Source organism: Thermomonospora sp. CIF 1 (assembly GCF_001896795.1).
Classification (GTDB): Bacteria; Actinomycetota; Actinomycetes; order Streptosporangiales; family Streptosporangiaceae; genus Thermomonospora; species Thermomonospora curvata.
Window position 1 is genome coordinate 387,740 of record NZ_MOYN02000023.1, and the last position, 12,244, is coordinate 399,983.

Sequence of the window (12,244 nt, forward strand, 5' to 3'; positions counted from 1 at the left end):
GCACCGGCGCCGACAGCGGCCCGCTCATCGGCCGCCGGCCGCCCGAAGGCCGCCGCCGCAGTGGGCAGCCGGTGACCGTCGTACTCCGCGCCCGGAGGGTTCCGGAGCGGCGGCCGTCAGGTGATCTCCAGGAGCTTTTCGCGGACGGCGTAGACGACGGCCTCCATCCGGGAGTGCAGCTGCAGCTTCTCCAGGATGTTGCGGACGTGGTTTTTGACCGTGTTCTCGGAGATGAACAGCTCCTTGGCGATCTCCCGGTTGCCCAGGCCCCGGGCCACCAGGCGCAGTACCTCCATCTCCCGCTCGGTGAGCTTGGGGGCGGGCACCTGCTGCTGGCGCTCCTCGCTGCGCTTGGCCAGCGCGGCGAACTCGGTGATCAGCTTGGAGGCCATCGAGGGGCTGATCAGGGACTGACCGCCGTGCACCGCGCGCACCGCCTGGGGGACCTCGTCGATGGAGATCTCCTTGAGCAGGTAGCCGCTGGCGCCCGCCTTGATGGCCTCGAACAGGTCGGTGTCCTCGTCGCTGATGGTGAGCATCACGATCTTGGCGCTGGGCACCGCCTCCTTGATGGCCCGGCAGGCCTCGATGCCGCTGCGGCGGGGCATGCGGATGTCCATCAGCAGCACGTCGGGCAGCAGGTCCCGGGCCATCTCGACCGCCTCGTTGCCGTCGCCGCCCTCGCCGATCACCTCGATGTCGGGCTCGTCGGCCAAGACCATCTCCAGGCCCCGGCGGAACAGCGCGTGGTCGTCGACGATCAGCACCCGGATCGGGTCCGTCGCTGACTGCTCGTCTCCAGCCGCGGCCGGCTCACCGGACCGCCGTCGGGCAGCGCCCCCAGGCGCGGCGCCGGGAGTCCCGGGGTACTCGCTCACAACGCCGCCCTCCCTTCGAATGTCGGCGACCTTGTGCTTTCGGAGGGTTTCATCTCTTCGGGAGGCTTGCACGGATCGGCGGCCCTGGCGATAGGGCATTGTCGCCAGGCAGCCAACCCCCGCCGCCTCTGCAGCGGAGCCGGATGGCACCACCTAGATCATTACACGCTCGGGCCCGGACGGCGTGCATGTGACGCATCCCCGTGCCACCGCCGGGCCGGTGCAAGGTCGCCGCCTTCCGGGGCCGGCGGTCCCGGGCGGCCCGCCGGCGGGGGAGGCGCCCCTCCCGGCGGGGCACCGGCGCCTCCGCCGCGGCCCGGCGGCGCCGTGCGGCCGGGCGCCGCTCGCCGGCGGACCGCCGGGGCCGTCGCGCCGGGATCACCGAACCTTTTCCGCACGTGGCCCCAGGTGGCCGAGATCGGGAGCCCCGGTGACGCGCGGTGCCGCGCCCCGGTAGGTCACGGCCTCCTCCCCGACCGCGGCGTACCCGTACTGAGCTGCGGAAGCGGTGCGTTGAAAAAGGTTCACTCCTCTACCAGCCGGATGACTCCGTAGTTCCAGCCCTTGCGCCGGTAGACGACGCTGGGATGGCCGTTCTCCTTGTCGCGGAACAGGAAGAAGTCGTGTCCCACCAGTTCCATCTCATACAGGGCCTGGTCGATGGTCATCGGGGCCGAGCGGTGGAACTTCTCGCGGACGACGAGCGGGCCGTCGCCGTCCATCGCGATCGGGACCACGTTCCCGCCCTCTTCGGCGGGCTCGGTCGCCGCGGCGGGCTCGGCCGCCGGTGCGCCCTCCGCGGAGTCTTCCGGGGGGGCGGCCGCGGGCGGCTCGGTCAGCGGCTCCAGGTGCGCCAGCTTGGCGGGAGCGCGGGTGCCGCTGTTGTAATGGATCTTGCGCCGGTCGGCGCTGCGGCGCAGCCGGGCCTCCAGCTTGTCCAGCGCCAGGTCCAGGGCCCCGTAACGGTCCTCGGCCGCCGCCTCGGCCCGGATCACCGGGCCGCGCGAGCGGATGGTCAGCTCCACCCGCTCCCGCCGGTCGGCCAGGCGCGGGTTGTGCTCTTCGGACACCTCCACGTCCACCCGGATGATCTTCCGGGCGAAACGCTCGATCTTGGCCAGCTTGTTGTCGACGTGCTCCCGGAATCGGTCGTTGACCTCGGTGTGCCGGCCCTTCACGATGATGTCCACGTGGGACCCCCCTTCTCCCCGATTGTGTTCTTCGGCCGCCGCGGGTGGGGTGGCCCGCGACGGTCGCACAGCTCGGTGGGATGCACCCGCCCGGCCGACCTGGTCTTCGTCCCCACATCCGCCGGATGTCTGATCCCCCGGCGAGGCAGGACTTACCTCTAAGGCGCACCGTGATCGGTCGACGAGAAGTCGCCTTACGTGGGCCGTTTCGCCTGCGCCTGGCATCGGCTTGCCGGACCGGCGGCGCTCCGGCGGAGCACCGTGATCCGACGCAACCACGGACCCGGGCGGGTGCCATGTCAGGAACGCTAACCCCTTACGCGTCGAATGTCAGGAGGGTGGAGCCGGGAAAAATCACCGACCGTCATCGTCCGACGCCACCCAGGGACCGTGACCGGGGACGCCCATCCCCACCGCACAGGGCCTCCTTCCTTCACACGTCACCCCAGGTCATACCGGTATGACCAGACGTCGAGTCTGAGAAACCCCAATCTCGATAATAACAGATTGTAACCATTTCGCTACGCCGCCCACCTGTGACTTTAAGGACTTCTCCAGCCGACCACTACGCTGAGTAATCTTTTCTCCGGCCCGATTCATACGTGAACAATCTCACCGCCTTCGCCACATATATCCCCCGAAAACCGCAGATCACACCAGAAACAGCACTTTCAGTTCGGGCCGTATCGCGGTTTTTCGTCACACCGCCGCCTCCCCGCCCCACCGCGGCCGTCCGCCGGCGCACCCGGCCGCACGGCGGTGAGTCCTTCCCAACACGCCGTTCCCACAGGCCGCACGCGGGGGCATCGCAGCCGGAACGGTGCCGTGACCTGCAACGTCATGCCCCCGGACACCGTCAGGGCCCTCCTCCCGGCCCCAAGAGCAGGTGTCGGAACACGCGCTGAAGAAGGCCCGGTGCGGGAGGCGAAGCGCCGGTCAGGGGCGGCGGCGCGCGGTGACGGCCACCGTGGCCGCGCCGACGAGGCGGGCACCGCTCTCCCGCAGCGCCCGCACGGCCTCGGCGAGCGTGGCCCCGGAGGTGACGACGTCGTCCACCACCACGACCCACCGGCCCTGGACCCGGCGGGCGGAGGCGACGCGCAGGGCGCCGGAGAGGTTGGCGGCCCGTGCGGCGGCGTTCAGCCCCGCCTGGTCGGCCACCGCCCTGGCCTGCCGCAGCACGGGCCGGCAGCAGACGGGGACCCCCTCGGCGCGCAGCCGCCGGACCGCGACCTCGGCCAGCCCTCTCACCGGGTCGTGCCCTCGCCGCCGCACCGCCCGCGGAGCCGAGGGCACCGGGACGACCAGGACCTGCGGCCGAGGCCGCGGGCAGCCGGCGTCCACGACGGCGCGGACGGCACGGGCCAGGGCCTCGCCCAGCGGATCCGCCAAGGAGACGCGCCCCGCCTCCTTGTAGGCGTTCAGCATGGCGCGCACCGGGCCCTCGTAGTCGGCGACGGACCAGGACGCAAACGGCATCCCCGCCGGCCCGGCGCGCCTGGGCGGGCCGGTGAGAGCGGCCCGGCAGACGGGGCACAGCGGACCGAGGCCGCGCGGGGACGAGCCGGCTCGCAGGGCGGCCGCGCCGCAGCCGGCGCAGTGCTGCGGGAGCACCAGGTCCAGCAGATCGGCGAGGAAGCCGGCGAGGAAACGCGTCACGAAGGTCGCCATACGACGACGATGCGCCCCCGCGACGCCACGGCGCCAGACACCGGCGAACCTGTGGACAACCTCGCGTGTTCGGCCCGCCTCCGCCCGTCCCGGGCCGGCGGGCGCCTCAGCTCCAATAGGTGGGGTCAGAACCCAGCGGCGCGCACTTCCACTGGTCGAACCGCCAGTCGCGCAGGCTGCTTTGGCGGCAGATGTTGTCCTCACCGTTGATCCGCGCACCGATCACGATGCGCGAGCCCGGCGCCGCGGTGATCGACTCGGCCTCGCCCTGGCTGGCGGTGCCCACCGGCAGGATGTCGCCCCCGTTGACCGGCACCCAGTAGGGCGTCACCTGGGTCTCGGTGGGCTTGGTGCGGCCCAGCACGGCCAGCGAGGTGGAGTCGCCCCAGGCCAGATCGGTGACGTCCACCAGTTCGGGACTGATCGGCAGGAAACCCCCGACGCTGATCACTCCCTTGGCGTCGCGCACGATCCGGCCCAGCCGCAGCTGCCTGCTGCCGCCGATCTTCACGATGGCCGCCACGCGCACCCCGTCCCGGGCCACCCGGAACGCCACCACCCGGTGCCCGGACAGCTCCCACTGGCGGATCCGGACCGGCTGCCGGTCCCGCTGCCGAAGCCACAGGGACGAGCCGCCGGAGAAGGACTCCACGCTCCACAGCCAGCCGCGCAGATCCCACGAGGGCGGGGTGAAGCGCCCGTCGGAGTGCTCGGCCCACATCACCGGGCGGATCGGGGTGCCGCCCAGCAGGTCCCCGCTCAGCACCGTGTCGCCGTCGGCGTTCAGGCCGGCGATGCGGCTGCGCCCATCGTGCGGGGACAGCGCGGGCCGGTGCAGGCGGTCCCGGCCGGAGGTGTTCGCCGGGGTGGTGACGTCGTTGTCGTGCAGCTGGTGCGGGCGTCCGTCGGGGCCGCGCAGGTAGACGGTCTCCTCGGTGCCGCCCTCGGAGGTGTCGGAGTTGTACTCCTCCCAGTCCTCGGGGGCCTGGATCGGCCCCACCCCGCCCGGCTCGATGGCGTCCCCGTCGATCTGCAGCCGGACCCGCCGCACCTCCGGCAGCCGCTGCAGGGTCCAGGTCAGCTGGGCCGACATGCGCTCATGGTCGCCCCGGTAGGCCTCCGCGCTCAGGCTCACGGTGGCCACGCCGTCGGAGATGTCCACATCCTGCAGCCGGGTGCCGGAGGGGAAGTAGCTGCGCACCGCGGGCTTGAGCCAGGTGGTGGGCCCGGCCAGCAGTGCGGCGACCAGCTGCCGGGCCAGCCGCTGGCGGTTGACCAGCGGCAGGAAGACGGCGTTGGGCACCAGCACCTTGCCGTCGGGGTCGAAGAAGTACAGGTTGAGCACCCGGAAGACGCGGTCCACATCGCTTTGGCTCAGCAGCAGGCCGTCGCGCAGCTCGGCCGGCATGCGGCTGATGCGCCACTGGCCGGCGGAGTTGCTCTGCAACGCGAAGGTGGCGGTGTAGGCGCCGCCGGGCTGCGCCGTGTACTGGCCGTCTGAGCCGATGTGGCCCAGGCGGGTGGCGGTCACCTCCACGAGCATCTCCCCGCCGGCCTCCCGGGGGGCCGAGATGATCGGCTCGCCGTCCAGGACGATCACCTGGGGCCGCGGGCCGGGCCGCCAGGCGGCGTCGGCCGAGGAGGTCAGGTACTGGCGGGCCACCTTGTAGTCGTCGTTGAACGCCGAGGAGGCGATGAGGAACCCCTTGACGATCTTGTCCGGCGCCCAGCCGGGACGCGGCGAGACCGGCACCACCCGCACATAGGGCTCGGCGATCGGCTCGGCGCGCTCGGCGGGCCGGCCGGAGGTGACCCGGCCGCCGCTGGGCACGCTCGCGCACCCGGCCAGGCAGGCCAGCGCCGCGACGGCGGCGGTCAGGCGAAGCCGGGCCCTCACCGGCCGTCCTCCCGCGCGGGCTGTGCGCCCTGCGGACGCGGCTCGCCGTCCCCGGCCGGGCCGCCCGTCTCGCCGACGCCCGCCTCGGCGCCGGCTGCGCCCGCGTCCTCGTCGGCGCGGGCGTCTGCGGGGACGGGCGCCGGCTGCGGGTCCTGGGCGCCGGACCGCGGCTTGGGCACCGGAGATTCGGGCGCCGGGTCCGTGGCGGAGGGCTGGGAGTCCGGCGCGTCCGGGGCGGTGCGGCCGCCGAAGGAGGCCCGGGGCAGGTCGATCTCCGGCGGGACCAGCGGCAGCGGCGAGCCCCGCAGCTCGGCCCCGGCGACCCGGGGCAGCGACAGCCGGAACTGCGAGCCCTTGCCCGGCTCGCCCCAGGCCTGCAGCCAGCCGCCGTGCAGCTGGGCGTCCTCCTTGGCGATGGCCAGCCCCAGCCCGGTGCCGCCGGTGGTGCGGGCGCGCGCCGGGTCGGCCCGCCAAAAGCGCTCGAAGACCTGCTGGGCCTGCCCCGGCTTGAGGCCGACCCCATGGTCGCGGACGGCCATGGCGACCGCGTCCCGGTCGGCGGCCACCGACACCACGATGTCCTTGCCCTCCCCGTGCTCGATGGCGTTGACCAGCAGGTTGCGCAGGATCCGCTCCACCCGGCGGCGGTCCACCTCGGCCATGCACGGCTCACCGGGCAGCTGCAGGACCAGCTTGCTGCCCTTGCGCTCGGCCAGCCCCTCGGTGTCGCCCACCGCGCGCAGCACCAGGTCGCGCACGTCCACGGACTCGGCGTCCAAGGTGGCCGCGCCCGCGTCGTGCCGGCTGATCTCCAGCAGGTCCGCCAGCAGCGCCTCGAACCGCTCCAGCTGGCTTTGCAGCAGCTCCGCCGAGCGGCCCACCGCCGGGTCGGAGAACTGCTCGCGGTGGGCGTACAGCATGTCGGCGGCGATGCGGATGGTGGTCAGCGGGGTGCGCAGCTCGTGGGAGACGTCGGAGACGAACTGCCGCTGCACCTGCGACAGCTCCTCCAGCTCGACGATCTTCTCCTGCAGGTTGCCGGCCATGTCGTTGAAGGAGGCGGCCAGGCGGGCCAGGTCGTCCTCGCCGCGCACCTTCATCCGCTCCTCCAGCCGGCCGGCGGCCAGCCGCTCGGCGGCCTGGGCGGCCAGCCGCACCGGGATGACGACCTGGCGGGTGACCACCGAGGCGATCGCGGCCAGCAGCACCAGCAGCACCACGCTGACGGCCAGCAGGGTGTTGCCCACGGTGGTCAGCGTCTGCTGCTCCTGGGTCAGCGGGAACAGGTAGTACAGCTCATAGCGGCCGTCCCCGGCGCCGACCACCAGGCCGGGCACCGACTCGCGGCCGATGTAGACGATCTCGCTGTAGGTGCTGTGCTGGGTGCCGACGGGGTCCTCGCGCACCTGCCGGCGCAGCCGCTCGGGGACGCTTTCGGCCAGCACGTCGTTGGTGGTGTAGCCGTCGCGGTACTCGTCGCGGGTGTCGCGGACGTACACCTCATACAGGCCCGAAGGGCCGCTGCGCGCCTTGAGCTGGTTGGTGACGTCGTTGAGGGTGACCTCGGAGACGTTGGCGGGCGACAGCTCCCGCTCCAGGATGCCCATGCCCTCTTCCAGCTGCAGCAGCGCGCTCTTCTCCTTGCCGTTGAGCAGGGCGGTGGTGATCTGCTCCATGAGGAAGACCCCCAGGATCGCCACCACGACCGTGGAGATGAGCAGCGTGGAGGTGACCACCCGCAGCTGGATGGAGCGCCGCCAGCGCGTGTAGAACCGCAGCACCCAGCGGCGCAGGAACCGCTTGAGGGCGCCCAGAGCCCGGCGGGCGAACCGACGGAGCCGCTGCAGACGGTGCGCGCGCAGGCCCGCCACCACGCGCGGCCCGGCGGTGCGCACCGGTGCGGAGACCAGGCCGGGAATGCGGTTGCCCGCGCCCGGACGGCGGCCGCCGGAGGGCCGAAGCCGGTCGCGGGCACGGGTGACCGGCCCCAGGGCGCCGCGCGTCCGGGCCGGCCGGGGACCGTCGTCGTCGGGCTTTACGGTCACGGGGGGTCGTCCGGGAGGGGCGCGACCTCAGGCGGGGCCGGCCTTGTAGCCGACGCCGCGGACCGTCACCACGATCTCCGGGTGCTCCGGGTCCTTTTCGATCTTGGCGCGCAGCCGCTGCACATGGACGTTCACCAGCCGGGTGTCGGCGGCGTGCCGGTAGCCCCAGACCTGCTCCAGCAGCACCTCGCGGGTGAACACCTGGCGGGGCTTGCGGGCCAGCGCCACCAGCAGGTCGAACTCCAGCGGGGTCAGCGGGATGGTCTTGTCGCCGCGCTTGACCGAGTGCCCGGCCACGTCGATGGTGATGTCGCCGATCTGCAGCGTCTCCGGGGCGGGTTCTTCGGTGCGGCGCAGCCTGGCGCGCATCCGGGCGACCAGTTCCTTGGGCTTGAACGGCTTGACGATGTAGTCGTCGGCGCCCGACTCCAGCCCCAGCACCACGTCGACGGTGTCGCTCTTGGCGGTGAGCATGACGATCGGGACGCCGGACTCGGCGCGGATCTGGCGGCACACGTCGATGCCGTCGGCGCCGGGCAGCATCAGGTCCAGCAGCACGAGATCGGGCCGGGTCTCCCGGAACGCCTCAAGCGCCTTGTCCCCGTCGTGGACGAACGACGGCTCGAAACCCTCGCCCCGCAGGACTATGCCGAGCATTTCGGCGAGAGCGAGGTCGTCGTCGACGACCAGTACGCGTCCTTTCATGGCCCTCATCGTTACATGTAGTCGGCGATGACCCCGCCGAATGAAGCGCGACCGGCGGGAGCCGGCCCACCCCCTCGGCGCGGGGCCCGACCGCCCTCCGGTGACCGTGTTCGGCGGTTCTTGGGCAGTTAGGCTACCCCCGTTCGGCCGTGCACGTCCCTCGCCACCAGCATGACCGGCCGTCGATGCCGGCTTGGCGGCGGCTTGAAGACGGCGAACGGCGGACATGGCGGATACCACGCAATGAAGCAGGATACGGACGGCATCCGCTCCTGCGGCATTTACGGAAACGCCTTGTGGGATCGTTGGCCGTCCGCTTTCTGATGACCGAGACTGGCCGACGGCGAGTGCGGGCACGATGTGCAAGGCGACGCCCAGGCCGGGATGGCCGGGCTATACGCGACCTATACGGCCGAATAGCGGGCGACGCAGGGACCAAAGGAGTACTCTGCGTGGCAGTTCGAGCGCATGATGCGATGTTCGCCGAGTTCGTCCCGGGCTTCGGCTTCGGGTCGGCGAGAGTCGGCTCGGCGGTCGACAAGGGGGATTGCAAGGGGGGAGGCTGAGATGGGGATTTCGTGGATATGAGGTGACCGGACGGGCCGGCGCAGCGAGCGGGCGAATTCCGGCGGTCACTCGTGACAGGATGACCTTGCAGGGCCGCCCGCGGAGGCGGCCGCAAGGTCATCGGCGGGGTCCGGCCACGGCGGGCCCGTTCGGGCGGGGAGCTTGAGGATGTCGGGTCCGCGGGCATGGACGGCGCCCGGCTCGGACCTGCCGCCCGAGCGGTCCGCCCCGGCGGCGGGCGGCGGGCCCCGCTCCCCCGCCGCGGGCGGGGAGGCGCCGGCCGATGGGGGGAACGGCGGAGCGCCCCCGGTCGCCGTCCAAAGCACCGCCCGGTCGGCCGGTGACACACCCGCCGGCCGGGCCGACCTGCTCGGCGGCGAGATCGCCTTCCGGCCGCTGGGCGTCACCGAGATCCTCGACGGCTCGATCGCCTGCATCCGCCGCCATCTGCGGGTGGTGCTGGGCCTTTCGCTGCTGATCACCGCGATCATCCAGGTGTGCCACAGCGTGGGCGGCTACCTGCTGCTCGGCGGGCGGGCGGCCGGGGAGCCGGCCTCCGGCCCGCTGGTGCGCTCGCTCGGGGCCCAGGCCACGCCGGCCCTGCTGGGGCTGGCGCTGTCGGCCTACGGCACGCTGCTGCTGGCCGGGCTGCTGGCCCCGGTGGTGAGCCGGACGCTGTTCGCGCAGCCGGTGTCCCTGCGTCTGGTCTGGCGGGACGTGCGTCCGGCGTTCGCGCGGCTGCTGGCGGGCGCCGCCGCGGTGCCGGCGGCGGCGCTGCTGGTGGCGGCGCTGCCGCTGCTGCCGATGGCGCTGCTGCTGGCCGGGGGCGGCCCGCTGCCGGCCGTCGTGCCGGCGGGCCTGCTGGGTCTGCCGGTGGCGCTGGGCGTACTGGTCTGGTTGTACGTGCTGTGGGCGCCGGCCGTCCCGATCATGGTGCTGGAGCGGCGGCCCATCCCGGCCGCGCTGCGGCGGGCCCGCCGCCTGTCGCGCAAGCGGTGGTGGGACGCCGGCGGCACGCTGCTGCTGGCCCTGCTGATCACGATCTTCATGGGGTTCCTGGCGCTGCGGCTGCCCTTCCTGCTGGCGCAGCTGCTGCTGTTCGGCGCGGACGAGGGCGACGGCGCTCCGCTGGGCTCGCTGATCGTCGACACGCTGGGCCGCATCGCCGGCTGGTCGCTGGTCACCCCGTTCGACGCGGGCGTCATCGCGCTGCTGTATGTGGACCGCCGGATGCGCCGCGAGGGATTCGACCTGGATGTGCAGACCCGTCTTCGGCCCGGCGTCCCCGGCCCCGACCGCCTGGAGGAGATCTGGCGGCCGGCGGCGTTCCCGGCGGTCCCCGCCGCAGGGACGCCCCGGGAGGGCGGCCCGGAGCAGGCCGGATGATGGGCGTGCGGGCGACGATCGGGATCGCGATGAGCGTTGAGCCGATCGGCCGTGACGAGGCCCGGGAGCTGGCGCGGCGGGAGCTGGACAAGGGCATCTACCACCGCGACGAGCCGTCCTGGCTGGAGCGGGCCTGGCAGAGCTTCGGCGACTGGCTGCGGGAGATCTTCGGCAAGGCCGCCGCCCCGCCCTCCCCCGGCGCCGAAAGCGGCTGGACGTCCCTGGCGGTCGTCTTCGTGCTGCTGGTGGCGGCCGTGGCGGTGGTCGCCTGGTTGATGCGGGGACGGCGCAACATCCGCGCCGCCGCGCAGGCGCCGCCGCAGGATCGGCCGTCCACGGCCGACGACCACCGGCGCGCCGCCGAGCGGCACGCCGCCGCCGGGCGGTGGGCGCAGGCCGTCCGGGAACGGCTGCGCGCCATCGCCCGCGACCTGGAGGAGCGCCTGATCCTCGCGCCCCGGCCCGGCCGCACCGCCGACGAGCTGGCCGCCGAGGCCGGCGCGGCGCTGCCGGAGCACGCCGAACGGCTGCGGGCGGGCGTGCGGCTCTTCAACGACATCTGGTACGGGAACCGGCCGGCCACCGCCGAGGGCTATGCGGCCCTGGTGGCGCTCGATGAGGAGCTGCGCGCAGCCCGGCCCGGCGAGCCGTCCGGGGCGTCCACATGACCGCGCCGGATGCGCCGAGCGCTGGGCAAGTGGCGCAAAGCCGCCGGCGCGCCCTGCGGGGGGTGGTGTTCGCCCTGGCGGGGCTGGCGCTGCTGGTCGTGATCTCGGCCCTGCTGCAGCCGTCCCGGCAGCCGCAGTACCTGGACCCGGATTCGGCCGGCCGGGACGGCGCCCGGGCGCTGGTGCAGATCCTCCGGCAGCGGGACGTCCACGTGCAGGCGATGCGCGACGCCGTGGACGCCCGGATGGCCGCACGCCCGGACGGCACACTGGTGGTCGTCCGGTCCGAACGGCTGGCCCCCGAGGAGCTGAACACGCTGCGCCACGCCCCCGGCGATCTGCTGCTGGTCGAGCCGTCCCGGTCCGCGTTGCGGCTCCTGGCGCCCGGGGTCGAACCGGCCGGCAGTTCCTACACGGCCGAGGGCGGGCCGGAGTGCGCGCTGCCGGCCGCCGCCTCGGCGGGCGAGGTCCGCTTTGAGGTGTCGGAGCTGTACCTGGCCCCGCCGGAGGCCGTTCGGTGCTACCCGAGCGAGGGAGCGCCGCGGCTGGTCCGGCTCGCGGTGCACGGCCGCACGGTCACCGTGCTGGGCTCCGGCCGGCCGCTCACCAACGGCCACCTGGCCCAGGCGGGCAACGCCGCGCTGGCCATGAACCTGGTGGGGGCGCGTTCGTCGGTGGTGTGGCTGATCCCCGATCCGCCCGAGCCCGGCGAGGTGGAGGCCCAAAGCTGGCAGGACCTCCTCCCGCCGGGAGTGCGGATGTTCGCGCTGCAGGTCTGCGTCGCCGTGGTGCTGGTGGCGTTGTGGCGGATGCGGCGTATGGGGCCGGTGGTGGCGGAATCGCTGCCGGTGGCCGTACGCTCCGCGGAGACCGTGGAGGGCCGGGCCAGGCTGTACCGGGCGCACCGGGCCCGCGACAGCGCGGCCGAGGCGCTGCGCGTGGGGGCCAGGGACCGGCTGGTCCCGCTGCTGGGGCTGCCGCCGGGCGCCGCCCGGGACCCGTCCATGGCGCAGAAGATCGTGACCGCTCTGGCCCGGCGCACGCACCGGGACGAGCAGGCGATCGGCTGGGCGCTGTACGGCCCGCCACCGGAGGACGACGCCCGCCTCCTGGCGTTGACCGACTTCCTCGACGACCTCGAAAGGCAGGTGCGCCGGCTGTGAACGATCCCGTCGAGCCCGCCGAACTCCGCGAAGGGAACCCGGGCGCCGAAGGGGGCGCGGCCGCCCTGCCGGCA

Annotated in this window: 9 protein-coding genes; 3 read left to right on the top strand and 6 right to left on the bottom strand. The window is 73.5% G+C overall.

The annotated features are described in order from the left end of the window. Nucleotides 1-116: 116 nt before the first annotated feature. From BUE48_RS20110 to mtrA, 6 genes are all read right to left on the bottom strand, one after another. On the bottom strand, nucleotides 117-767 hold the full coding sequence (locus BUE48_RS20110) for a response regulator (RefSeq protein WP_425358346.1): 651 nt from the start codon (nucleotides 765-767) through the stop codon (nucleotides 117-119). A 635-nt stretch (nucleotides 768-1,402) separates the two neighbouring features. Next, complete coding sequence (hpf, locus tag BUE48_RS20115) at nucleotides 1,403-2,068, bottom strand: ribosome hibernation-promoting factor, HPF/YfiA family (protein ID WP_012854352.1); 666 nt, start codon at nucleotides 2,066-2,068, stop codon at nucleotides 1,403-1,405. Nucleotides 2,069-3,004: 936 nt separating this feature from the next. After that, complete coding sequence (locus BUE48_RS20120) at nucleotides 3,005-3,739, bottom strand: ComF family protein (RefSeq protein WP_286990732.1); 735 nt, start codon at nucleotides 3,737-3,739, stop codon at nucleotides 3,005-3,007. A gap of 106 nt (nucleotides 3,740-3,845) precedes the next feature. Beyond that, the gene (locus tag BUE48_RS20125; RefSeq protein ID WP_286990733.1) at nucleotides 3,846-5,636 is read right to left on the bottom strand and encodes an LpqB family beta-propeller domain-containing protein; all 1,791 of its coding nucleotides are present in this window, start codon (nucleotides 5,634-5,636) and stop codon (nucleotides 3,846-3,848) included. Continuing rightward, nucleotides 5,633-7,417, bottom strand: a complete 1,785-nt coding sequence (gene mtrB / locus BUE48_RS20130) for an MtrAB system histidine kinase MtrB (protein ID WP_012854355.1) — start codon at nucleotides 7,415-7,417, stop codon at nucleotides 5,633-5,635. Before mtrB ends, BUE48_RS20125 begins: the two co-directional genes overlap by 4 nt. 291 nt (nucleotides 7,418-7,708) lie before the next feature. After that, nucleotides 7,709-8,386 (bottom strand): MtrAB system response regulator MtrA, encoded by a 678-nt coding sequence (gene mtrA, locus BUE48_RS20135; RefSeq protein ID WP_012854356.1) that lies wholly within the window; start codon nucleotides 8,384-8,386, stop codon nucleotides 7,709-7,711. 735 nt (nucleotides 8,387-9,121) lie between these two features. Between mtrA and BUE48_RS20140 the strand changes: the two genes are divergently transcribed. The 3 genes from BUE48_RS20140 to BUE48_RS20150 are packed head-to-tail and all read left to right on the top strand — an operon-like array spanning nucleotide 9,122 to nucleotide 12,170. After that, a complete protein-coding gene (locus BUE48_RS20140; protein ID WP_286990734.1) occupies nucleotides 9,122-10,339 on the top strand; it encodes a hypothetical protein in 1,218 nt (405 codons plus the stop codon). A gap of 29 nt (nucleotides 10,340-10,368) precedes the next feature. After that, entirely contained in the window at nucleotides 10,369-11,007 is a 639-nt protein-coding gene (locus BUE48_RS20145; RefSeq protein WP_286990735.1) for a DUF4129 domain-containing protein, read from the top strand. A 29-nt stretch (nucleotides 11,008-11,036) separates the two neighbouring features. After that, nucleotides 11,037-12,170, top strand: coding sequence for a DUF4350 domain-containing protein (locus BUE48_RS20150; protein WP_286990736.1), 1,134 nt, complete (start codon nucleotides 11,037-11,039; stop codon nucleotides 12,168-12,170). Nucleotides 12,171-12,244: the final 74 nt, after the last annotated feature.

What these genes read in the sequence shown, in the direction of transcription:
- BUE48_RS20120 (WP_286990732.1), bottom strand. Translation starts at nt 3,739, where the DNA reads ATGGCGACCTTCGTGACGCGTTTCCTCGCCGGCTTCCTCGCCGATCTG.
- mtrA (WP_012854356.1), bottom strand. Translation starts at nt 8,386, where the DNA reads ATGAAAGGACGCGTACTGGTCGTCGACGACGACCTCGCTCTCGCCGAA.
- BUE48_RS20140 (WP_286990734.1), top strand. Translation starts at nt 9,122, where the DNA reads ATGTCGGGTCCGCGGGCATGGACGGCGCCCGGCTCGGACCTGCCGCCC.
- BUE48_RS20145 (WP_286990735.1), top strand. Translation starts at nt 10,369, where the DNA reads ATGAGCGTTGAGCCGATCGGCCGTGACGAGGCCCGGGAGCTGGCGCGG.